Here is a 23,841-nt window from a genome sequence, read left to right on the forward strand (position 1 = left end):
CTATTCTGTCAGCTCTAGAAGAACCTCCCCTTCATCGACAAATTCTCCCTCTCTTTTATACACTTTGCTGATGACACCTGCCTCTTCTGCCACTATTGGAATCTCCATTTTCATTGATTCCAAGATAGCGACCTCCTGCCCTTTTTGCACTTCATCGCCTTGTTTCACAAGAAGCTTCCATAAGTTTCCCGCCATTTGTATCGTGACCGTTTTCATGAACGGTTCCCCTCCCTTTTTTTCATGAGAAAATCGGTTGTGATCCTGCCATGTAAGAAAGCAGATGATCCAGCCATTTCCCTCAAAAGCGGTAAGTTGGTTTTGATCCCTTCTATTTCATATGCTTGTAACGCCTGTTTTAATCGTTCTATTGCAAGTTTTCGTGTATCACCGTAAACGACCATCTTCGCAATCATTGGATCGTAATATGGGGTAATGACGCTCCCGCTTGTCACACTTGATTCATGGCGTATATAGGGAGCTTCTGGTATAGATAGCCGAGTGATTGTTCCTGGTGACGGATAAAAGGTGACGGGATCCTCCGCATAGATTCTGACCTCGATGGCATGCCCGATTTGATGAATGTCCCCCTGATTGAAGGAAAGCGGCTCTGATGCAGCGATTTTCAGTTGCTCCTCGACAAGATCAATACCTGTAATTTCTTCTGTGACAGGGTGCTCTACTTGTAATCTCGTGTTCATCTCTAAAAAGTAAAATTGTTGGTTTTGATCGACTAAACATTCAATTGTCCCTGCATTTTCATAGCCAATGGCTTTGGCTGCTTTCACCGCCACCCGTCCCATCTCTTGTCTTACGGATTCATCGAGACAGGCAGCTGGTGCTTCTTCGATGATTTTCTGGTGTCTTCTCTGGAGTGAACAGTCGCGCTCAAATAAGTGAACCCCGTGGCCAAATGAATCAAAGAGGACCTGGATTTCAATGTGCCGCGCGTCTTCAATGACCTTTTCCATATAAAGCGTCCCGTCGTTAAAAAAACTTTGCGCTCTTTTTTGATTTCCCTCAAAAGCTTTACGCAGCTCCTCATCATTTCGGACAAGCTGCATGCCGATACCTCCGCCTCCGCTTGATGCCTTGAGCATGATCGGATAACCGAGTGACTGCGCTTTACTGACTCCTTCTTCTGCGTCATGGAGAGGTGCTGAAACGCCAGGTACAATGGGGATTCCCGCATGATCCATCGTTTTTCTCGCTTCAATTTTATTCCCCATGCGCTGAATGACCTGTGCAGATGGACCAATAAAAGCGATTCCTTCGCTGCGGCAGCGTTCTGCAAAGGCGGCATTTTCTGATAAAAGGCCATACCCAGGGTGGATGGCGTCTGTATTTGTCTGCTTGGCTACCTCGATGATCACTTCCATGTTTAAATAGCTTTCAGATACTTTTGCACCTCCAATAAGATAGGCGCTGTCTGCTTCTTGCACATGAAGTGCATGCTGATCTGCCTCTGAATAAACAGCCACGGTGTTGATCCCGAGCCTTTTACAAGTCCGAATAATTCGACGAGCAATTTCGCCTCGATTGGCGATCAATACTTTTTTGAACATCGCTGCCCTCACTCCTTTATTAGATCAAGTGCCTGTTTTTTCAGACGAAATTTTTGAATCTTCCCTGAGGCGGTCATCGGATACTCGTCTGTGATGAAAAAATATTTCGGAATTTTGTAGCGTGCCATTTGTGACTGACAGTAGCTGGTTAATGTCTCAATCGTCACCGTGCGACCTTGTTTGAGCCGAATGAAAGCGGCGGCTTCTTCTCCGTAAGTCTCGTCAGGAATACCGACGACCTGTGCATCAAGAATGGCTGGATGCGTGTAAAGAACGTCTTCAATCTCTTTTGGATAAACATTTTCCCCGCCTCTAATGATCATATCTTTCAGCCGTCCTGTGATTTTCACATAGCCATCCTCATCCATCTCCGCTAAATCTCCTGTATGAAGCCACCCGTCCTCATCAATGACTTCATTTGTGGCTTCTTCATTTTTATAGTAGCCTTTCATCACGTGATAGCCTTTCGTGCACAGCTCGCCTTGTTCTCCTCTTGGTACTTCATATGGGGTACCTGGGGCGGTGATTTTTACCTCGATGTGAGGAAGCGCCCGTCCGACTGTTTGAACCCGCCTTTCAAATGAATCATCCGTTCTTGTTTGGGTAATGACAGGCGAGCTTTCAGTCTGGCCGTAGGCAATCGTGAGCTCCTTCAGACCCATTTGTTCAATGACGGCTTTCATCACATGGGATGGGCAGAGAGATCCTGCCATAATGCCGGTGCGTAATGTGGACAGATTGTACTTGTGGAAATTCGGATGATCAAGCTCTGCGATGAACATTGTCGGGACGCCGTGAAGAACCGTGCACTTCTCTTTTTCCACTGTTTGAAGGACTCGCTCTGGGTGGAAAGATTCAATTGGAATGATCGTGCCACCTTTTGCGAGACAAGCAAGTACGCCAAGAACAGACCCAAAGCAATGAAAGAACGGCACGGGGATACACACGCGGTCTTCACGGGTGAGCTTCATGCAATCTCCGATTTGACTGGCATTGCAGACGATGTTTGTATGGCTGAGCATGACACCTTTTGGGTAGCCGGTTGTCCCTGACGTATATTGCATATTAATGACGTCATCAGGCGTTAGCTCCTCCATTCGTTTCTCCCATTCATCATCCTCCGTTCTTTTGGCAGCAGCTTGAATACTGTCCCAGCTGCGCATGCCCTTTGGCGTGTGCTTGCCAATATAAACGACACTTTTTAAATATGGAAATGCTGTTGAAGTGATCTCGCCCTGATGAGCTGTTTGGAGCTCTGGGATGAGGTCTTCAAGCATTCTGACATAGGATGTCTCTTTAAACCCGTCTACGATAAACAGCATGCTGCTATCAGAGTGCTTTAGTAAGTAAGCGAGTTCTTGTGATTGAAAGTTCGTATTCACGGTGACAAGAACGGCTCCAATAGAAGCGCAGGCGAATTGCAGCATGAGCCATTCAGGTACATTGGGTGCCATAATGGCGATATGATCTCCTTTTTGAACGCCTAATGCCATAAGACCTTTCCCTGTTTCCTTGACCTCTTTAAAAAACGCTTCGTATGAATAACGTAATGAACGTTCTGGATACACAATGGCTTCATGTGCTGGGTGCTGCTCCTTTTTCTCTTTTAATAGGGAGCCAATCGTTTGTGGATGAATCGACATCATGAATTTCCTCCTCCACCAATAGTAAGCGTTTTCACAACAGAATTAAGCTAACAATTGTCTTGCGATGACTAAACGCTGAATTTCAGAGGTGCCTTCTCCAATTTCCATGAGCTTGGCATCTCTCACAAGCCGTTCTACCCCGCACTCTTTCATATAGCCTGTTCCTCCGTGAATTTGGACAGCATCAAGACTTGCTTTTGTCGCCATTTCTGAAGCGAAAAGCTTGGCATAGGCAGCTTCTTTTGTAAATGGCTTGCCATGATCTTTCAGCCAGGCGGCTTTCCACACCATTTGTCTAGCGAGTTCTATTTGCATCGCCATATCTGCCAGCTTAAACTGAATGGCTTGGAAGGAAGAAAGGGTCTGCCCAAATTGCTTTCTTTCCTTAGCATAGGATAGTGAGGCATCAAGTGCAGCCTGCGCGATGCCAACTGATAAGGCAGCAATCGAAATTCGCCCCCCGTCTAAAGTGTATAAAAATTGCTTGAAGCCTTTGTTTGGATCTCCTAATATATGATGAGCTGGTACACGTACGTTGTCTAAAATAATTTCAGCTGTATCTGAACCGCGCACCCCCATTTTGTCGTATGGATTTGTAATGGTCAGCCCTTTTTGCCCTTTTTCTACAATGAAGGCGGAGATGATCGAGCGTCCGTGCTCATCATGATCCGTGACCGCTGTGACGATAATGGTTCTGGCAAAATTGGCGTTTGTGATCCAGCACTTCTCCCCGCTGATCACATATTCTTGTCCGTCTTTGACCGCTTTTGTTTTCGTCCCTTTAGCATCTGATCCTGCATTTGGCTCTGTTAAACCGAAGGAACCGAGTGCTGTTCCAGATGCCAGCGGGACGAGGTGATCCATTTTTTGTTCCTCTGTACCGAAATAATACAGCGGGCTTGCGCCTAAGGAAACGGCCGCGGCATAGCTAAGACCTGTACTGGCACACTGTTTTCCGATTTCTTCTACAGCGAGCGCATATGAGATTGTATCTCCTCCTGAGCCTCCGTATTTCTCTGGAAAAGGAATGCCCATCAAGCCGAGCTCCCCCATTTTTTGAAAAGTTTGGGCTGGGAATATAGCCTGTTCATCAATGGTTTGAGCGAGTGGTGCAATTTCTTCCTTGGCGAATTCTTTGACCATCTGCCGAATCATTTGTTGTTCTTTCGTTAATTCAAAATCCATCGTGTTTCCCCCTTTGGCTCTTTTCTATCATATTTATTAATCAAGTGGCTGCTTCATGCCAAGCTTGGCTGAATTCAGAAAATTAAAACAAAAATAATAGAAAAAAGCATGAACGAAGAAAATCCTCATTCATGCTTTTTCGTTATCTCACTCTTTTTGTAGAAGGTTTGCTTTCGTGATGAAGACGATTGAGAGCCGTTACTTTGTAAGTAACACTCTTATTCTGGTGAACTGAAAGATCATCTTTGACGGATGTCAGCGTACCAGTTTCTTTTCTAACAGTTTGAAGCAACTCATATGTTCCTTTCGTCGTCAATCGATAGACTGCATAATAGGATGCGGTAGATTGCGGATCATTTTTGATCTGTAAAGCTGCACCATCTGCTGTTTTTTTAATAGATTGAATGATTGGTTTTTTTGGCGCTTTCTGATGAAGCCAAGGCATTTCTGGAATGAGAGCCGGTTTACGGTACGCATCTTCTATCAATCGATTTTTGACATTCAAAGGGTTACGGTTGATATCCTTTAGGCTAAAGTGCATGCTTCCCTGTACGAGAGGTGACTGTCTGTTTAGCTGGATCTGCCGAAAGTATTCTTCTGGATCTGACCAAGCAGGATCACTGTTTTGATTAATTTTATACGACGCCTGACCAATGTACAGGTGAACAGGCTCTCCCTTCACTTCATTTGACCACCATTTCGTGAGCACGTCATAGGCGGCTGCCTGAAAACCGATGCTCCAGTAAATTTGCGGGGTGACATAGTCGATATCATGCTGTTGAATCCACTCTCTTGTATCAGCATACAAATCATCGTAATTGGTCATCCCTGCTGTGGTATTTGAACCAGTCGGATCATCCTTTATGTTGCGCCATACTCCAAATGGGCTAATACCAAATTTCACATACGGCTTTACTTTTTTCACGGTGTCGTTGATTTGCTTGACCAATTGGTTCACATTATCTCTTCGCCAATCTTCTATATGCGTAAATGCCTTTTTTCCATATGTTTCATACGTTTCTTGATCTGGGAACGGCACATCGGCTATTTTATTCGGGTAAAAATAATCATCCATATGCACTGCATCAATATCGTAGTTTTTCACGACTTCTTCTATACCGCCGACAATGAACTCCTGAGCTTTTGGAATGCCTGGATTGAAATAAAGCTGATTTCCGTACGCAATGGTCCAATCAGGATGTTTTTTTGCCGGGTGATCGGCTGATAAACGGCTGAGATCGGTATGATTCATTGTGATGCGATACGGGTTAAACCAAGCGTGAAATTCGAGCCCGCGTTTATGAGCTTCTTCGATCATGAATTCAAGCGGGTCATACCCGGGATCTTTCCCTTGCGTGCCGGTTAAATATTCGGACCACGGCCCGTATGCCGAAGGGTAAAAGGCATCTGCTGTCGGTTTAATTTGCATGATCACGGCATTCATATTCATCGCTTTGATCTCATCTAACAAATGAATAAACTCTTCTTTTTGCTCTTTGACAGGCAGCCCTTTCTTTGAAGGCCAATCTAAATTATAAACCGATGCGATCCATACTGCGCGCATCTCTCTTGTGCTTTCAAGCTTCCCTTTTGGGATTGGACGAGCTAGACTGCTAGAAGGAATCAATAAGAATACAAACATTAAAATTAGTGTTAGACACGTCATACAGATCTTTTTCACCATTTTTTGCATCACCTCATCATCAGTTTATTCCGCTTTTTGAGATCGAATGCCAGCAGATGGTGTCAGCAGGATGTTTTTCATTTCCTTGAGCTGGGCTTCAGGTATGTCGCAAGCCTCGATTAAATACCGCTCTGCACTCCCGTATGTCTCCATCATTTCGTTTAGCACATCTTCCAGATAATCTTGCTGCACACCGAGAAGCGGCTGAATTTGCTCTTTTGATACCCGATATAAACTCATCATCCGGACAAATCGCTGCTGCCTTCTGACAAGCATTTTCACCCCTTCGTTAGAGCGCATGTATTCACTTAAAACGGCAGACATCGGTACACCTGCTGCTAATTGAATGAGGGCAGATAAAAAGCCTGTCCGGTCCTTACCGCTTGTGCAGTGAAGCATCAGCGGGTAATTGCTTTTATCTGAAAGAAGTGTGAACAGTTGCTGAATTTCTTCTTTACGCTCTGTGAGCATGCTTTGATATAAATCCTTCATAATCGGTGTGAAAGTGAAAGATTTCCCTTCTGCTACCAGCATACGAAACATGGTCCATTTACTTGGCATCTTACTGTCAGGATGCATGGGAATATGGACGATTTTGTTATGTTCCTTGATCTTTGGCGGATGTGATTTGCGTTCTGAGGCTGTACGGAGATCGCAAACAGTTTGAATCCCAAGGGTCGAAAACGTCTCGATATCTTGTTTCGTCAGACGGGACAAATCTGCGGATCGATAAATCATCCCCTCCCTGATCACCATTTCATCTGTTGTGTGAAGTCCCCCTACTTCTCTAAAATTCGCAAGCTTTGAAAATGGGGTGTTTGATTGATTCATAGAAGTGAAAGTCCTTTCCGTTACGTTCTTTTCTCTATCATACGCTTTTATCGAGATGGGGAAAAGAGAAGCCATTTGGTATAATGGAAAAAGGACATACGGTTGGATTGGAGAAATGTAGCATGATCAAAACAAAACGGATTCAGCAAATCAAAGAGTATGTGTTTGACCGGGAATCTGCCTCACTGGATGAGCTTGTGGCGCATTTTGGCGTTTCAAAAAACACGATACGCCGAGATGTACAAGCATTGGTCGAGTCCGGCGTGCTCAAAAAAGTATATGGCGGAGTGGCTGTGAATCATTCAACATTAGTAGTATATCAGGAGCGAAAGACCCATCAGCTGAGTAAAAAGCAATTGATTGGTCAAACAGCAGCTGCTTTTGTGGAAAATGGGGATATGATTTTTGTTGATTCTGGTACGACAACACTTGAGATGCTTCCCTATTTGACTGAGAAACAGGTGACTGTTGTGACCAATAATGTAGATTTCATCACACAGGCGATGCCTTATGAGAATCTCACTATCTTTTCCACCGGCGGGATGCTTGAGAGAAAAACGAATTCATTCGTTGGCTATCAAAGTGTAGAGCGTTTGAAAGCTTACAATGTCAATAAAGCCTTTATCGCATCAACTGGTTTATCCATTGATCACGGCGTCACGAATTCGTCCCCGCTTGAAACGGATATTAAAAAGACGGTTGTTGAAAAAAGTGCCAAAACGTTTTTATTAGTGGATGATAGTAAATTTAATCATTACGCTTTGACCACATTTTGTCATTTGCAAGATCTTGATGTCGTCGTGACGAATAAACAGCCAAGTGAAGATTATCTTCAATATGGAAAAGAGCATGATGTACGGTTTGTCACGCCTTCATCAAAATAGATGGATCACAAAACAACGGCTCAGGAATTTGAGCCGTTGTTTGATTCATTCATTTCAAGCTGCATGATCAAGCGGAATAAAAAGCGGTACACGGCTGAGATGACTTCAATAAAGGGCATATCTTCATGGATGTCCTCAAGCTCAAGAAGCTGTAAATTCACATCAAACAAGCCGTCTTGCCCATTAAATTGAAGCTGCGCACCATTTAATGAAGCCAGCATGTCCTTTAGAATGCCTGTGTCTTTTTTAGGACGTTTGAAGCCGAATAACACGGTATACGTTTGAAATACTTCGTCCCATTCAATGGCTAATCCATCGACTCTCACCACATCAAACCACTTTGATTCGATATAAATGAATTCTTTTTGATGTTGTTTTACATATGTAAGCGGTGTGTTTAGAAATGAGGCGCCCTCTGATTGAATCATGTCCTCGGATTCTTTGTCTACACGCTCTATATATACATCGCTAAAGCGTGCCTCTTCCTTTATTCTTGCACCCTCTAAAGGCCAATTGTAGCGCGCCGCTTCGTCATATTCAAAGTCTGTCAGCGCTTGTCCTTCTTTCAATAAATCTTGTAAGCGATTTTGTAGCGACATGGCTATGTCTCCTTTCTTCTCCTTCACGTGCGTGTATTATTTTAGCATAACTCATGAAAAGAAAGATATGACTCAGCATATGATGGTATGATAGTGTCAAAAGATACATCTCGGAGGGGTACGTTTTGCTCACAATGACATTGGCAGAAAAAATCGTAGACGAGGTCAAAAAGGTGCTGACTGAGGAAATCATCATTACACAAACAAACGGCACCATCATAGCGGCAACAGATCCAGCGCGCATTGGTCAATTTCATGAAGGGGCATATTTGACATCCTTTGAAGGACAAAAACGAATCCTTACAAAGGATGATGAGCAACGAATGAAAGGGGTCAAAGCTGGCATCAATCTGCCTATTTATTTTAAGCAAGAGGTCATTGGTGTGATTGGGATGACAGGAGATCCCGTCCATGTCTCTCCATTTGGCGAAATATTAAGAAAAATGACCGAATTGCTTATTCAAGAACATGAATTTTTTCTAGAAACGGAAACCGATGAACGGCAGCTTGAAGCGTTTGTGTTCGACTGGCTTCATCTGCCAGAGACAGCCATCGATCTCACTGAAAAAGCAGCGCGGCTTCAGCTTGATATCAATAAGCAGCGTGCGGTCGTCCTCATTGATTGTCACGATGAATCGTTTATGAAGCAGGATCAATACAAAAAAGTGAAGGAAATGCTGCATCTCACCAATCAGGAAATGATCGTCCGCTGGGGCCAAGCCCGCTTTTTGCTCATGCTGCAAACCTCAGCAAATGATCGTGATACCTTGCAGCAACGTCTTTTTCACATCCATGCTGCGCTCACCGCACATTCTAAGTCAAAGGTTTTGATAGGTGCGGGAAAACCTGCAGCTGGACAGATGATGAAGCAATCATTTCATCAAGCCTTTCGTGCCTTAAAAATGGCGAATGCAGATACACCGATAGTGTTTGATGAAGATTTAACACTTGAACTTTTTATAGAAGAAGTGAGTCAGGAAACAAAAGAAGTGTTCCTTGATCGAACGATTGTCCCGCTTCTCCCCTACCCTGAACTAGTGAAAACATTGCGTGTACTCATGACGTCAGATTGCTCATTGAAATATACTGCGGAAGCGATGCACGTACATATCAATACACTGCATTACAGGCTAAAACGTATCCAAGATTTAACGACCCTTGATCCGAAACGCATGCAAGATGCGATGCTCTTTTATTTAGCCTTGATGCTATTAGATCATCATCCAAATAAACGAGGCGAGAAGCCCGATATTTTGTAGAATCGTCCATAGGCATGAGGCGATTCTTTTTTTATACTGAAAGAAACGGTATGTCTAATCAGTAGGAGTGAATGCGTATGTTAAATTCTGAATTTTTTAGTCAATTAAAAAAGATTGTCGGTGCGTCTCATGTACAGCGCAGTAAAGCCGATCGGCTTGCCTACTCTTATGATGCAACGCCTAATTTTCAGCATATGCCAGATGTCATCGTAAGCCCGCACGCGGCTGAGGAAATCCAGCAAATTGTTCGGCTCTGCGCCTCATATAAGGTGCCGATTGTGCCAAGAGGATCCGGTACGAACCTTTGTGCAGGCACCTGTCCTACACAAGGCGGACTTGTGATGTTGTTTACAAGAATGAACCAATTCATCGAAATTGACGAAGAAAACCTGACTGCAACGGTCCAGCCTGGTTTGATCACACAGGAACTCATTCACCAAGTAGAGGCAAGAGGCCTTTTCTATCCACCAGACCCAAGCTCGATGAAAATTTCGACGTTAGGCGGCAATATTAATGAAAATTCAGGTGGGCTCCGGGGGTTAAAATATGGTGTGACGAGAGATTATGTACTTGGACTTGAAGTGGTTCTGCCAAACGGTGACATCATCAAAACGGGCGGCAAGCTCGCAAAGGACGTGGCCGGGTATGATATGACCCGTTTATTTGTTGGATCAGAAGGAACGCTCGGAATTGTCACTGAAGCCACGCTGAAGCTTTTGCCGCTTCCAGAAACTAAACAAACGATGCTTTGTTTATATGAAAGCCTTGAGGAAGCAGCTGCATCAGTTTCGGCGATTATTGCAGAGCGTATCATCCCCGCCACGTTAGAATTTATGGATCAGCCGACACTAGAAGTCGTCGAAGACTTTGCCAAAATCGGCCTGCCGACTGACGTTCAAGCGGTGCTATTAATCGAACAGGACGGCAATCCTGAGGCTGTTTCCCGTGATATGCAAAGCATTGCAAAGGTTTGTCAGCAGCACGGTGCAAAAGAAGTGAATATCGCACACTCTGAAGAAGAAGCAAGTGCCCTTTTAACAGCGAGGCGAGCCGCTTTATCTGCCCTCGCCCGTTTAAGCCCTACGACCATTTTAGAAGATGCCACAGTGCCCCGTTCTGAAATTGCGAACATGGTGCGCGCGATCGAAGACATTGCGAGAGAGTACGACGTGAAAATCTGTACATTTGGTCATGCAGGTGACGGAAATCTGCATCCTACTTGTGCAACTGATGCAAGAAATGAAAAAGAAATGAAGCGGGTTGAAGAAGCATTTCAGGCCATTTTTGAAAAAGCAGTCTCCCTTGGTGGCACCATTACGGGTGAGCATGGTGTGGGTCTAATGAAAGCCCCCTATTTGGAGCTAAAGGTCAAAAAAGAAGGAATCGCTGCAATGAAAGCGATCAAACAAGCGCTAGATCCAGCAAATATCATGAATCCTGATAAGGTGTTTGGAAAAGCGGCAAGGAAGCGAGTGGTGGTCTCATGAATTCCTCTAAACAAACAAAGATTCAGCAAACATTTCAACAGCAAATGGACGAAAAGGAGCTGCTCAATTGCATGCGCTGCGGCTTCTGCCTCCCTTCCTGCCCTACTTATATTGAATCCGGTCAACAAGAAACGCACTCACCCCGCGGCCGAATTGCTTTAATGAAGGCGGTAAGAGACGGCGTGATTGAGCCTGATGAAGACGTCGAACATTCATTGAACCTTTGTCTTGGCTGCCGTGCATGTGAACCGGTTTGCCCCTCAGGCGTCAAATATGGACGTTTACTTGAGGATGCAAGAGACATCATTCAGCAGCACAAGAAACAATCCCTTCCTGTCAAATTTGTGAGACGTGTTGTGTTTAAAGGACTCTTTCCTTCCCAAAGCCGAATGCGTCAAGCGGCTGGACTACTGCGATTTTATCAAACCTCTGGTCTGCAAACGGCCGCCCGCAAGTCTGGCATGCTAAAGGTACTTCCGCCGCATTTACAGCTAATGGAAGAGGCCCTTCCAAAGGTGCCGCGACAACAAAAAAGCCGTGCGTTAGAATACAAAGCCATTGGCACAGCAAGAAAACGTGTCGCCTTTTTTACTGGCTGCTTAATGGACACCGTTTTTTCCAGCACAAACGAAGCGACCATCCAGCTTTTGCAGCTGGCCGGCTGTGACGTTGTCATCCCTCCTGTTCAGACGTGCTGCGGTGCACTTCATGGTCATAGTGGAGAAAAAGAGCAAGCGAAAGAGCTAGCAAGGCGGAATATTGAAGCATTTGAGGAGGTTGAGGCAGATGCCATTGTCATGAATGCGGGCGGATGTGGTGCCTTTTTAAGTGATTATGATCATTTACTAAAGGATGATCCGTCTTTTCAAAAGCGAGGTGAAGCCTTCTCACAGAAAATCACGGATATATCAGACATTCTCGTGGAGCTGGAATTTCACGGCCGTACGCCGCTTGCTTTGCCAGAGCAAGTCATCACCTATCAAGATTCCTGTCATTTGCGGAACGGAATGGGTGTACAGCAAGCGCCAAGGGTGCTCATGAAGGCAATTCAAGGGGTATCATTTAAAGAAATGAAGGATGCCGACCGCTGCTGCGGATCCGCCGGAATTTATAATATCTTGCAGCCACAAATGTCGATGCAAATTTTAGATCATAAAATGACAGAAGCTAGTCAAACAGCTGCGACTGCTATTGTCACGTCCAATCCTGGCTGCCAGCTGCAAATGGCAGCAGGTATCAAACGTTCAGGACAATCGAACAGCATGCGTGCTGTTCATCTCGTAGATTTTTTATTAGAAGCGGTTCAATATGGAAAAGAAGCGTCCAGCACATCAAGCTGAACGCTTTTTTTCATGCATATCTTCCGGCAATTGGTTGGATAATAGAGGCAAATTGCGGAAGGAGATGGTTCAAGTGCTGAAGAAAAACAAACAACATCAAAAGGACCCAAATTCAGTATTTGAGGCATTGTCACGTTCCTCTGATTTTACAAACGAGTTGTCACGAAGTGAAGGGTTTCTTTATCGAATTTCTTTTTTTCGTTCTTTAATTAATGGGCATCTACTCCATGAACAAATTTTGCCCTGCATGAAAGAATTACATCTCACCCCTACTCTTGAGGAGCTGAAAGAACGAATTCCCATTGAACAGTCCGTCATCACGACCGATCTTCAGGAAGTGGAAAAAGCGCTTCATTTAGGTAACTTGGCCATTCGGCTCGAAACGGATTGGGGCAAAGCGCTTCTGATCCCGATTGAAGAAAAGAAAGGCAGACAAGTAGGTCCGCCCGAGATAGAATTTGGCATTATTAGTGCACAGGAAGCATTTGTGGAGGTTTTGGATACCAATTTAAATTTGGTCAGACGGCGGCTGCCGACACCGAACCTGAAAGTGTCAGAAAAGACGGTTGGCACGCTTTCGCAAACAAAAGTAGCGGTGTTATATATTGAAGAGATTGCTAATCCGACAAACATTGAAACCGTTCTCCAGCGTATTGAAGACATTGATTTTGATCAAATTTTAGATGCAAATTACCTTGCACAGATGCTTTATGATGTGTCCAATACGATCTTTCCGTTGTTTTTAAATACAGAAAGACCCGACCGCGTCTCTTCAGGTTTATCAGAAGGGAAAATTGCCATATTAGTGGATGGCTCGCCTCATGTCTTGCTTGCCCCGACGATTTTACTTGAGTATTTTTCCACTATGGAAGACTACAATATGTCGTGGATTGCGGCTTCTTGCTTTAGGCTGTTACGCATATTTGCTGTGATATTTTCCATTTTTGCGACACCTTTATATGTAGCCGTTTTAACGTTTCATTATGAGCTAATTCCAAAAGACTTATTAGAAACCATTGTGGCCTCCCGCTATCTTGTTCCATTTCCTCCAATCATTGAGGCGCTATTTTTAGAGATTTCGATTGAATTACTAAGAGAAGCGGGTTCAAGGCTTCCGGCTAAAGTCGGTCAGACGCTCGGGATTGTTGGAGGGATTGTCATTGGACAGGCTGCTGTGGCAGCAGGATTAACAAGTAATATTTTACTCATTATTGTTGCCCTTTCTGCTCTTGCCTCATTTGTCACCCCTATTTACAAAATGGGCAGTGCCATTCGGCTGCTGAGATTTCCCTTTCTACTTGCGGCACAGGTGTGGGGTGCATTAGGTATTGCAGTGATGGGATCATTCCTTCTCACCCATTTAATGAAATTAACGTCTATTGGACGTCCGTATCTAGAGCCTATTTTTCCGCTGCGCCTGACAGATCTAAAGGGCAGTTTGATTCGCCCTCAGCTTCGTTTTTTGAATAAAAGACCGGAAAATTTACGACCGGAAAATGAAACCATCCATCGGCAAAAGCCTAAGCAAGGCCGTAAGGGGAAAAATGATTTTTATGAATAAGGAAGTGAAAGCATGAGTTCTTCTTCTGTAAAAGAGAAATTTCAAGTTTCCCCTTTTTTTGTGTTTTTTCTCGTTAATGCTAATCAAGTTGGTGTTGGCATTTTAAACTTTCAAACAAACCTTGTTCGTTCTATGAATAATGATGGATGGATCGCCATTCTGATTTCTGGCTTCAGTGTCAATGTCATGATCTTTCTTATGTACATGATGTTTAAAAAGGCCCCTTCGGATGAATTTGGTGATATCACGCAATATGTATTTGGCAAGTGGGTTGGGCAATTATTCAACATTCTCTATATCTTATATTTTGCTTCTTTGTCGTTGACCGTTCTCGTCCATTATATGGATGTGATCCATGTATGGCTGTTTAAAGAAATTCCTGGTCTATTGTTTGCGTCTGTACTTCTGCTGCTCGTGTATTACATTCATACCGGCGGGTTTAGAACGATTGCTGGATGGGCATTTTTTAGTATTGTACTGACGTATTGGATGACGTTTATTTGTTTTTATGCCATGAAATATAGTCACATTCGTTTCATGTTCCCGATGTTTGATCATACATTTTCGCAGCTGTTGATGGGAGTCAAAGATGCTTCATTATCCATGTTTGGTTTTGGCACACTGCTTGTCTATTATCCCTTTATTAAACATGCGCAGACGTCTCAAAAATTTGCTCACATGGGGGCATTATTTACGACATGCTTAAATTTACTCGTCTTTCTCGTCTCCATTGCGTATTACTCAAGTGCTCAGCTTAAATTAACAAAATGGCCGACGTTAACGTTAACAAGCATTGTGAAGCTCCCGTTTATCCAGCGCTTTGAATTTATCGAAGTGTCTCTTTGGCTGCTTTTAATCATTCCGAATATCGCGATTCCACTGTGGGCCGCGAGCCGAATGGCAAAACAAGTGCTTCATACAAGCCAGCGCGTCACGTTCATCGCGCTCAGCATCCTCATTCTGGTCATGTTTTCATTTTTTACGGGGGCGACTTCTTTTGAAACCTTTAACCAATGGGTGGAATATAGCGGATACTTTCTTGTATATGGCTTGATTGTCTGTATGGTTATTGGGCTGATGTTGAAAAAAAGGTGGGTGAAAAAACGAGCATGAAACGTTATATACTCACGTGTCTCATGTTGTTTAGTCTCTTCTTAACTAGCTGTGCACAGCCTCGCCTTTTAGATGAATTAAATATCTCTCAGGCGGCAGGATTTGATTTAATCGAAGATGGAGAAATGAAGGGCTTCTTTGTCTTCCCTGTCTTTAAAAGTGAGGAGCAAGGAAGTTATCAAATATTAAGCGCAAGGTCAAATACCATTAGTAATATTCAGTTTCTCGTATCAGAAAAATCACCTTTTCCAGTCGTCATGGGTCAGGTGCTCGTTATTTTAGTCAGTGAAAAATTAGCAAAGGAAGTCGGCATGATCGATTTAATGAATTACATTTATCGTGATCCTATCATTGGTTCACGCCAAGTGTTTGCGATTGTAGGCGGAGAAGTTGAAGATTTATTATATACAAAAATGAATCAAACGAACTTAAATATAGGTGTGTATCTCTCTGATCTGTTGTCCCAAAATATGCGAAATGGCAATCAACCTGTCACTAATCAGCATATTTTCATGAATCAGATGCTGGCAAAAGGAGTCGATGCTTACCTGCCTTACATCAAGAAAACTAGCAACGCCATTAAAGTCACAGGAGTTGCTCTGTTTGATCAGGAAAAAATGGTCGGTCATATCCCTGGAGAAGACACGTTTACATTTAAAGCGATGATTGAAAATCATAAAAATGGTATCTACGAGTTTCAATTGGCTGATCAAGGAAAGACCCATGTCGTCATTGAAAATATCAAATCACATGTGTCCTACCAGATCAAACCAACGAATAACCTAACAAAAAAGCCTCATATCACGATTGATATCAAGCTGAAGGGCGAATTAAAAGAATTCATGAAATCCAAGAAAATTGATAAACCGAATATATTGGACCATGTCGAAAAAGAAGTTGAAAAACGTGTCGCCCAGCAAGGACAAGACCTTGTTCAGTCCTTTAAAAAGCAACATATTGATCCGCTTGGGCTAGGCTTAAGGTATCGATCAAAAGACAAAGCTATGACACCAGAAAAATGGAAGGAAATCTATCCTGATGCGGATGTACAAGTTAAATGCCATATGAAAATTGTGCAAACTGGTGTCAGTCAATAAAGGAGTTGGAAATTATTCGAAAATATCTTCTTTGTTGTTCAATATGGTAGACACGTTCGTTTTGACTCTTGGAACGCAGTCTTTTTGAAGATAGTCATTTAACGTGTTCTCTACTTCACTTTTATCTGTGTGAAGGATCTTAGGTGAACATTGTTCCACAAGGACCGGTCTATTCCCTTTAGCACAGTGTGTCATTGTTTCAAGGGCAATTAAACTGAAAGGTCTTCCTTTGTCTAGCCATGTTTTCATTCTATTCCAGGTTGGACAGCTTAAAGCTGCCAGCCTTCCCCAATGAACGTGAAAATGAGTGCAAGTGACCTCCATCCAATTTAATACTTTGTTAGAGTGGAAACGGTACAGACAGATAAAAGCAGCTGTCGGTAATTCTTTTTCACTGATCGATTTCAATTTCTCTATCACATGTTGTAAACCTTCATCTTCGGGCAAACTGCTGGCCGCTGCCCAAGAAAGTGGATAAAGAAATTCTTCGTCAGCCTGATTCACCAGTTCCCTTACCCACCCAGCGGCAGATGTACCTAAAACATCAGCCACGATTTCTAACATGCGTGATTTCACTTCGATATGCTGAGTTTCCTCAAACCGGCTTTGAACAGAGTCTAAGGTCCTTTGCTGATCATGCTGTTTCAGCGCATCAATGACATCATCCTCAAGAAACCACCTAGTAATTGAGAAGTCTATTAAAGACGCCAAATCTTGCCGCACGTCTTGTAATGTGGGGGCTTTATCTTCTTTGGTGGCGATGACACCATCCAAAGCCTGTCCATCCTCTCCATAAAAGTCATCATGCAGTAAAAATTGTTTAGGAGAATGGAGAACGGCTAAGTTATACCATTCAATCGGTCGTAAAGAATTGTTGAGAAGTCTCTTGTGACACGGCTGACATAATTGATAAGGTTGTTTCGGTTCATCAGTATCTTCTACCACATTCATTGCGTTTTTTTGACAGGCTTCACATAAGACGACTTTTTCCACTCCATTCACTTCCTTTGAATCTAATCTTCATCCTTTACATCTGGATCTTCAGGAATCGGTTCATTTAAAATCTCTTGGACGAGCTCTTTGTATTGTTCAAGCTGCTTCATATGCGTTTGAAACTGTCCTTGATAAATGAGATATGATTCTCCGTCAAATACAAAACGGATCTTTTTTTGCTGAATTAATTTCTCAATATACGCCTCTGATACTTCTAAGTATTCAGCTGTTTCTTCGATTGTTAAATACATGTTTATGCACCACCCGTTCGTTTCATCTAACAAATTATATCATGATCTGTTGAAAAAAACGGAAGCCGCCTGTTCATATTTTCTTTCCTGATATCATGATAACAAGTGTTCAGCAAGTAGATCGTCTAGGTGCGAGCAAATATGGTATGATAAAGTTTGCTAGATGGGCGTTTTTCGGTTTGACCTTCAGAGAGGTAAGAGGAAAGCAGACTCATGAGAGAAACAAAACAAGCATAGGCTTTTATATGGATGCTTGAAGAAAATTCGTATTTAAAGGCAGAGTGAAATGAATGGGAACCTTGTTTAATGAAATTTTAACTTGGCTGACAAGCCTTGGTTATGTAGGTGTAGCACTAGGTCTGATGATTGAAATCATTCCGAGCGAAATTGTTCTTGCTTATGGCGGATATATGGTGTCAACAGGAACAATCGGTTTTGTTGGAGCTGTTATCGCCGGCGTCATCGGAGGTACGCTCGCACAGTGTTTTATATACTGGATCGGTCTTTATGGCGGAAGACCTTTTTTAACAAAGTACGGAAAATACTTATTCATCCATGAACATCATATCGCCACTGCAGAGCGCTGGTTTGATCGATATGGAACCGGTGTGGTGTTTACAGCGCGCTTTATTCCTGTTGTCCGCCATGCCATCTCCATTCCAGCCGGTATTGCCAAAATGCCTTTTTTAAAATTTGTCCTCTTGACAGGACTAGCTGCCATCCCTTGGTCGATCTTATTTATCTATCTTGGTATGCAGCTTGGGACAAAGTGGGACCACATTCAAAGTGTTGCTCACGCTTATACCACTCCTATTATGGCCATTGCGATTGTCCTGATCGTTCTCTATTTCGTCTTAAAAAAAATTCGTACGAACCGAAAACGGACAATCTAATGAAAAGCGCCTTCCACTGATCTAGTGAAAGGCGTTTTTTCTATGAGTGTAAGGATTGTTTTTTCATATATTGAGATAATTCCATAATCATTGCACCCATTCTCTCAAGTGACGGGGCGAGAATCCGGTCAATTCCCTCTTCTTTTAAAGCTTCAGCTGTGACTTTTCCAACAGCTACTGCCAGTACGGGCTGCTCGAATAGCGCTTGGAGTTCTTCTTTTCTTCCCCATTTTGCCGCTAGTGTGAAAAAGGCGTGCACCTGAACAGCGGTTGTAAAACAGACGGCTTGGACTTTTCCATCTTTCATTTCTTGAAGCAATGTTTCTGCGGCTTCTGGTTCAGGTGGTGTGTGCTGATAAGGTAAAAGCGGCAATACATCTGCCCCTTTGTCATGTAAAAACTTCATGAGAGCCGGAGCGTTTTCTCCGTGCAGCTGCACCATGACACGTTTGCCTTGAAACTCTTTGCCTTCAAGCTTTGAGATTAGGTCACGCACCGTTCCATCTTCATCAGATACGTCTGGCTGAATTCCGCGTTTTTTGAGTGCAGCATAGGTTTTGTATCCTCTTGAAGCAATCTGTGCATTTGATAGAATGTGCATAAATTCTTCCCCTAAATGAAGCTCTTCTGCACTCTCAATTAATGTATCAGTCCCGATACCCGTTGTTAAAATCACCCAATCGGCGCCTTTTTTCACAAAGGTTTCAATGCCTGGCTTTAACTCCTCTTTGGCTAAAAATACGGTTCCTTGAAGAGAACGAATAACGGCTTGTCCCCCTTGCTTTTCGACAAGTGTACGCATTTCTTCTGTTTTTCTCGTTCCACAAATGGCAATCGTTTTTCCAGCTAAGCCTTTACTCAATTTTATCCCTCTTTTTCTATCACATTTGATATGTATTAAATATAGATTTATTTGGAAGACGTTGCAAGTGTCTACTAAAAAAGAGCTTGACGTTTCGGTCTAATTCGAGTATCTTTTGTAAGTGCAAATTGTAGGAGGTCATTATGGAAAAACAGAATGTTCAAGCTTATCGATTATCAATTGCAGACCCAACACCACTTGGTTTGTTTGGTTTAGCAATGGTGACGCTCGTTGCGTCCTCACAAAAACTAGGAATTACAGATGGCACTTCCCTTATTTTACCTTGGGCTATCTTCCTTGGAGGCATCGCGCAGCTGATCGCGTCCATACAAGATTCAAAGCATCAAAATATTTTTGGAGCCACTGCCTTTGGCGCATTCGGTCTTTTTTGGATGGGCGTTGGTACGACTTGGCTCATTCAAGCGGGCGTTTTTGGGAAAACGCTTGCGGAAGCAGCAGATCCAAAACAACTAGGTTTTGCGTTTATCGGATATTTAATTTTCAGCTTGTTTATGACGATTGGTGCAATGGAAACACATAAAGTATTATTTTTGATTTTCGTCTTTATTGATTTCTTATTCCTTGGTCTTTCCCTAAGCTCATTTGGTGTGATGTACGATGTGACTCATACCATTGCCGGTATTGCAGAATTGATCATTTCCCTGCTTTCTTTTTATGGTTCAGCAGCAGTTGTGCTCAATACTCATTTTGGCCGTATTGTACTGCCAATTGGACAACCATTTCGTATTTTTACAAAAGCATAAGTAAAAAAAGAACTGCTTTGTGCAGTTCTTTTTTATGTTTATTTTTCTTGTGCCTCTTGGAAGATCTCGCTGATGATTTCATATGAACGCATTCTTTCTTGATGGTCAAACATATCCGAATTAATCATCACTTCGTCTGCTTGAGTAGCTTCAACAAAGGCTTCCAATTCTTTTTTCACCTTTTCTTTATCCCCGATCATTGTTGAACTTAATTGTTCATCCACCATCGCTTTTTCATATGGACTCCAAAGGCCGTCCATACTGTCGACAGGCGCTTTGAGTTTTCCTGGAGTATTTCGAATGAGACTCAAAAACCGCTGATAATGAGAGGTTGCCAAATATTCAGCCCGCTCTGTTTGATCTGCAGCAAAAGCTGTCACCCCCACCATGGCATAAGGCTCTTTCAACACATCAGAAGGTCTAAATGACTGTCTATACAACTCTAAAGCAGGAATTGTATTTTTAGGTGAAAAATGTGCCGCAAAGGCAAATGGCAATCCAAGCTCTCCTGCAAGTCTTGCGCTAAAACCGCTTGAACCAAGCAGCCAAATCGGAATGTTTAGACCCTCTCCCGGAACGGCTCTTACATGTTTTTTGACCTGTCCAGTTGGTTTAAAATATTGCCGAAGTTCTTCTAGCTGCTCAGGGAAATCTTCTCCATTATGAAGATTACGTCTAAGCGCCCTTGCCGTTAACTGATCTGTCCCTGGTGCTCTGCCAAGACCTAAATCAATTCTCCCCGGATATAATGTCTCAAGTGTGCCGAATTGTTCAGCAATGACAAGTGAAGAGTGGTTTGGCAGCATAATTCCACCAGATCCTACTCGAATTTTTTCGGTTCCGCCAGCAATATACCCAATTAAAACGGACGTTGCTGAACTTGCAACACCTTCCATATTATGGTGTTCCGCCAGCCAGTATCTATGATAACCCCACTTCTCCGCCTTTTTTGCTAAATCCATACTATGTTCAAAAGATTCCTTAATGGAGCCTCCTTCTGTCACAGAGGATAAATTTAAAACGGAATAAGCTGTACGCTGTAAAACTGATTGACTCATAAATGATGTCCCCATTTCTGTCAAAAATCATACTAGTTTCATACATTCAACACCATAACATAAAATCATCAAACATTTAAATGATTTGATTCGATGATTTTCGAAATGATGATTTTCTAGGTTTTACTTCCAATTTAAAAATTTGCACATAGAATGAAATATCAATTTTAGGAGATGGGCAATTTGTACAATCAATTCGATCACAAATGTCCCTTTTGCGGTAAATATCATGAACAGCCTAAATATCATGAACAGCCTCATTACAAAAGATCACGTCATGACCGTTCTCAAAGAAGAGACTGTCCATTTATCAAACAAGAACTTTCGAAACAAAATAGACCTCAAGGAAATCCTCTCTGTCACAGTGCAAAAGGAGAAAAACAATCAAAACCAATTCAAAGGGTTGGACGAAGAGGTCCCGCTGGACCTATAGGACCCACCGGACCTGCTGGCGCTACTGGGGCAACCGGTGCCACTGGTCTAACCGGAGATACTGGTCCTACTGGTCCTACTGGACCAACAGGTGTAACTGGAGATACCGGTCCAACGGGAGCTACTGGTGCAGGGTTAACAGGTATTGAAGCGTTTGATCCGGTAATCAGCCCTACTTACCAAGTAGGGCAAGTAGTGACCTTTAATGGCAGTACGTATGTAGTAAATACTGCACCACCGACAGGTACACCAGATACTTCCCCAGACTACACATTACTGGCTGCAGCAGGATCAACTGGCTCAACGGAGCCACCGGTCCAACTGGAGCCACCGGAGAGTTACTGGTACCGGGCCTACTGGAGTTACTGGTGCCACTGGTGCAACCGGAGATACCGGGCCTACTGGAGTTACTGGTGCCACTGGTGATACTGGTCCAACGGGAGCCACTGGTGTAACCGGAGATACCGGGCCTACTGGAGTTACTGGTGCTACTGGTGATACTGGTCCAACGGGACCAACAGGTGTAACCGGAGATACCGGGCCTACTGGAGATACCGGGCCTACTGGAGTTACTGGTGCCACTGGAGTTACCGGTCCTACTGGACCAACAGGTGAGATACCGGTCCTACTGGAGTTACTGGTGCGACTGGTGATACCCAACGGGACCAACAGGTGTAACCGGAGATACCGGGCCTACTGGAGCCACTGGTGCAACCGGACCAACAGGTGCTACTGGAGATACCGGTCCTACTGGAGAGGTCCACTGGTCCAACGGGAGCCACTGGTGTAACCACTACTGGAGATACCGGTCCTACTGGAGTTACTGGTCCACTGGACCAACAGGTGTAACCGGAGATACCGGGCCTACTGGAGCCACTGGTGCACTCAACCGGAGATACCGGTCCAACGGGAGTACTGGTGCCACTGATACCGGTCCTACTGGAGTTACTGGTGCAACTGGTGATACTGGTCCAACGGGAGTTACTGGTGCCACTGGAGATCCGGGCCTACTGGAGCAACAGGAGTGTAACTGGTGATACTGGTCCAACGGGAGTTACTGGTGCTACTGGTGATACCGGGCCTACTGGAGCTACTGGAGTTACTGGTGATACCGGTTGAGTTACTGGTGCCACTGGAGATACCGGTCCTACTGGACCAACAGGGCAACTGGAGATACCGGTCCAACTGGAGTACTGGTGCTACTGTAGTGATACCGGCCCTACTGGAGTTACTGGTGATACTGGTCCAACGGGAGACTGGTGCCACTGGAGAACCGGTCCACTGGACCAACGGGAGTTACTGGTGCCACTGGAGATACCGGGCCTACTGGAGTTACTGGTGCATACTGGAGACACCGGCCCAACTGGTGACTGGTCCAACTGGAGTTACTGGTGCACTGGAGATACCGGTCCTACTGGAGTGGAGCACTGGTGCCAACAGGTGCTACTGGTGATACCGGTCCTACTGGAGCCACTGGTGCCACTGGAGATACCGGTCCTACTGGACCAACAGGTGTAACCGGAGATACCGGTCCAACTGGAGTTACTGGTGCTACTGGTGATACCGGCCCTACTGGAGTTACTGGTGCTACTGGTGATACTGGTCCAACGGGACCAACAGGTGTAACCGGAGATACCGGGCCTACTGGAGTTACTGGTGCAACCGGAGTTACTGGTGCCACTGGAGATACCGGTCCAACTGGAGTTACTGGTGCTACTGGAGATACCGGCCCTACTGGAGTTACTGGTGATACTGGTCCAACGGGAGCCACTGGTGCCACTGGAGATACCGGTCCAACTGGAGATACCGGTCCTACTGGAGTTACTGGTGTACCGGGCCTACTGGAGATACTGGTCCAACGGGAGCCACTGGTGCCACTGGAGATACCGGTCCTACTGGAGAACAGGTGCCACCGGAGATACCGGTCCAACTGGAGTTACTGGTGATACCGGCCCTACTGGAGTTACTGGTGATACTGGTCCAACGGGACCAACAGGTGTAACCGGAGATACCGGTCCTACTGGAGCCACTGGTGCAACCGGAGTTACTGGTCCAACGGGAGTAACCGGAGATACCGGTCCTACTGGAGTTACTGGTGCGACTGGAGATACCGGTCCTACTGGAGCCACTGGTGCAACCGGAGATACCGGTCTACTGGAGATACCGGTCCTACTGGAGTTACTGGTGCCACTGGTAATACTGGTCCAACGGGTTTGAGCCGGGAGATACCGGTCCTACTGGAGTTACTGGTGCCACTGGTGATACTGGTCCAACGGGAGTTACTGGTGCGACTGGAGATACCGGGCCTACTGGAGCTACTGGTGCAGGGTTAACAGGTAT

At 44.3% G+C, this 23,841-nt stretch carries 20 protein-coding genes and 1 pseudogene; 10 read left to right on the top strand and 11 right to left on the bottom strand.

Annotation, left to right across the window (positions count from 1 at the left end; all coding sequences use genetic code 11):
• From MKZ05_RS09200 to MKZ05_RS09225, 6 genes are all read right to left on the bottom strand, one after another.
• A complete protein-coding gene (locus MKZ05_RS09200) occupies positions 1–216 on the bottom strand; it encodes an acetyl-CoA carboxylase biotin carboxyl carrier protein subunit (RefSeq protein ID WP_050944834.1) in 216 nt (71 codons plus the stop codon).
• On the bottom strand, positions 213–1,562 hold the full coding sequence (locus tag MKZ05_RS09205) for an acetyl-CoA carboxylase biotin carboxylase subunit (protein ID WP_310023980.1): 1,350 nt from the start codon (positions 1,560–1,562) through the stop codon (positions 213–215). The genes MKZ05_RS09200 and MKZ05_RS09205 overlap by 4 nt, the downstream gene beginning before the upstream one ends.
• Positions 1,563–1,570: 8 nt before the next feature.
• Complete coding sequence (locus MKZ05_RS09210; RefSeq protein WP_339162318.1) at positions 1,571–3,208, bottom strand: AMP-binding protein; 1,638 nt, start codon at positions 3,206–3,208, stop codon at positions 1,571–1,573.
• Positions 3,209–3,250: 42 nt separating this feature from the next.
• Entirely contained in the window at positions 3,251–4,393 is a 1,143-nt protein-coding gene (locus MKZ05_RS09215; RefSeq protein ID WP_339162319.1) for an acyl-CoA dehydrogenase family protein, read from the bottom strand.
• Between the two features lie 142 nt (positions 4,394–4,535).
• Entirely contained in the window at positions 4,536–6,077 is a 1,542-nt protein-coding gene (locus tag MKZ05_RS09220; RefSeq protein WP_339162321.1) for a family 10 glycosylhydrolase, read from the bottom strand.
• A gap of 24 nt (positions 6,078–6,101) precedes the next feature.
• On the bottom strand, positions 6,102–6,908 hold the full coding sequence (locus MKZ05_RS09225; RefSeq protein ID WP_339159857.1) for a tyrosine-protein phosphatase: 807 nt from the start codon (positions 6,906–6,908) through the stop codon (positions 6,102–6,104).
• Between the two features lie 122 nt (positions 6,909–7,030).
• On the opposite strand from MKZ05_RS09225, the gene MKZ05_RS09230 reads away from it, so the two are divergent.
• Positions 7,031–7,792 carry a DeoR/GlpR family DNA-binding transcription regulator gene (locus MKZ05_RS09230; RefSeq protein ID WP_137055659.1) on the top strand — a complete coding sequence of 254 codons (762 nt, stop codon included), beginning with the start codon at positions 7,031–7,033 and terminating at the stop codon, positions 7,790–7,792.
• Positions 7,793–7,812: 20 nt separating this feature from the next.
• Here MKZ05_RS09230 and MKZ05_RS09235 read toward each other — a convergent pair whose 3' ends face one another.
• Complete coding sequence (locus MKZ05_RS09235) at positions 7,813–8,391, bottom strand: branched-chain amino acid aminotransferase (protein ID WP_106035446.1); 579 nt, start codon at positions 8,389–8,391, stop codon at positions 7,813–7,815.
• 125 nt (positions 8,392–8,516) lie between these two features.
• Between MKZ05_RS09235 and MKZ05_RS09240 the strand changes: the two genes are divergently transcribed.
• From MKZ05_RS09240 to MKZ05_RS09265, 6 genes are all read left to right on the top strand, one after another.
• The gene (locus MKZ05_RS09240) at positions 8,517–9,650 is read left to right on the top strand and encodes a sugar diacid recognition domain-containing protein (protein ID WP_339159863.1); all 1,134 of its coding nucleotides are present in this window, start codon (positions 8,517–8,519) and stop codon (positions 9,648–9,650) included.
• 77 nt (positions 9,651–9,727) lie between these two features.
• The gene (gene glcD / locus MKZ05_RS09245) at positions 9,728–11,137 is read left to right on the top strand and encodes a glycolate oxidase subunit GlcD (protein WP_310023994.1); all 1,410 of its coding nucleotides are present in this window, start codon (positions 9,728–9,730) and stop codon (positions 11,135–11,137) included.
• Positions 11,134–12,477 carry a (Fe-S)-binding protein gene (locus MKZ05_RS09250; protein WP_310023997.1) on the top strand — a complete coding sequence of 448 codons (1,344 nt, stop codon included), beginning with the start codon at positions 11,134–11,136 and terminating at the stop codon, positions 12,475–12,477. The genes glcD and MKZ05_RS09250 overlap by 4 nt, the downstream gene beginning before the upstream one ends.
• A 73-nt stretch (positions 12,478–12,550) precedes the next feature.
• On the top strand, positions 12,551–14,038 hold the full coding sequence (locus MKZ05_RS09255) for a spore germination protein (protein WP_050945456.1): 1,488 nt from the start codon (positions 12,551–12,553) through the stop codon (positions 14,036–14,038).
• A 12-nt stretch (positions 14,039–14,050) separates the two neighbouring features.
• Positions 14,051–15,151: a GerAB/ArcD/ProY family transporter gene (locus MKZ05_RS09260; protein WP_003212426.1), complete on the top strand. Its 1,101-nt coding sequence runs from the start codon at positions 14,051–14,053 to the stop codon at positions 15,149–15,151.
• On the top strand, positions 15,148–16,248 hold the full coding sequence (locus MKZ05_RS09265) for a Ger(x)C family spore germination protein (RefSeq protein WP_310024002.1): 1,101 nt from the start codon (positions 15,148–15,150) through the stop codon (positions 16,246–16,248). The genes MKZ05_RS09260 and MKZ05_RS09265 overlap by 4 nt, the downstream gene beginning before the upstream one ends.
• 12 nt (positions 16,249–16,260) lie before the next feature.
• Here MKZ05_RS09265 and MKZ05_RS09270 read toward each other — a convergent pair whose 3' ends face one another.
• Both MKZ05_RS09270 and MKZ05_RS09275 read right to left on the bottom strand, forming a co-directional pair.
• A complete protein-coding gene (locus MKZ05_RS09270) occupies positions 16,261–17,241 on the bottom strand; it encodes a hypothetical protein (RefSeq protein WP_339159871.1) in 981 nt (326 codons plus the stop codon).
• A 20-nt stretch (positions 17,242–17,261) separates the two neighbouring features.
• The gene (locus MKZ05_RS09275) at positions 17,262–17,492 is read right to left on the bottom strand and encodes an excisionase family DNA-binding protein (protein WP_050944821.1); all 231 of its coding nucleotides are present in this window, start codon (positions 17,490–17,492) and stop codon (positions 17,262–17,264) included.
• 290 nt (positions 17,493–17,782) lie between these two features.
• Between MKZ05_RS09275 and MKZ05_RS09280 the strand changes: the two genes are divergently transcribed.
• On the top strand, positions 17,783–18,385 hold the full coding sequence (locus MKZ05_RS09280; RefSeq protein WP_095285257.1) for a DedA family protein: 603 nt from the start codon (positions 17,783–17,785) through the stop codon (positions 18,383–18,385).
• Between the two features lie 40 nt (positions 18,386–18,425).
• On the opposite strand, the gene MKZ05_RS09285 is transcribed toward MKZ05_RS09280, so the two are convergent.
• Complete coding sequence (locus MKZ05_RS09285; RefSeq protein WP_050944819.1) at positions 18,426–19,247, bottom strand: uroporphyrinogen-III synthase; 822 nt, start codon at positions 19,245–19,247, stop codon at positions 18,426–18,428.
• A 143-nt stretch (positions 19,248–19,390) separates the two neighbouring features.
• Between MKZ05_RS09285 and MKZ05_RS09290 the strand changes: the two genes are divergently transcribed.
• A complete protein-coding gene (locus MKZ05_RS09290; RefSeq protein ID WP_339159874.1) occupies positions 19,391–20,011 on the top strand; it encodes an acetate uptake transporter in 621 nt (206 codons plus the stop codon).
• Between the two features lie 38 nt (positions 20,012–20,049).
• Here the strand turns inward: MKZ05_RS09290 and MKZ05_RS09295 are convergent, their stop codons facing one another.
• Positions 20,050–21,069 (bottom strand): LLM class flavin-dependent oxidoreductase, encoded by a 1,020-nt coding sequence (locus MKZ05_RS09295; protein WP_106028836.1) that lies wholly within the window; start codon positions 21,067–21,069, stop codon positions 20,050–20,052.
• 435 nt (positions 21,070–21,504) lie between these two features.
• Between MKZ05_RS09295 and MKZ05_RS09300 the strand changes: the two are divergent.
• A pseudogene (locus tag MKZ05_RS09300) lies at positions 21,505–23,720 on the top strand (hypothetical protein); the annotation flags it as partial.
• Positions 23,721–23,841: the final 121 nt, after the last annotated feature.

Origin of the sequence: Bacillus sp. FSL M8-0277 (assembly GCF_037975305.1) — a bacterium.
Lineage (GTDB): Bacteria > Bacillota > Bacilli > Bacillales > Bacillaceae > Bacillus > Bacillus pumilus.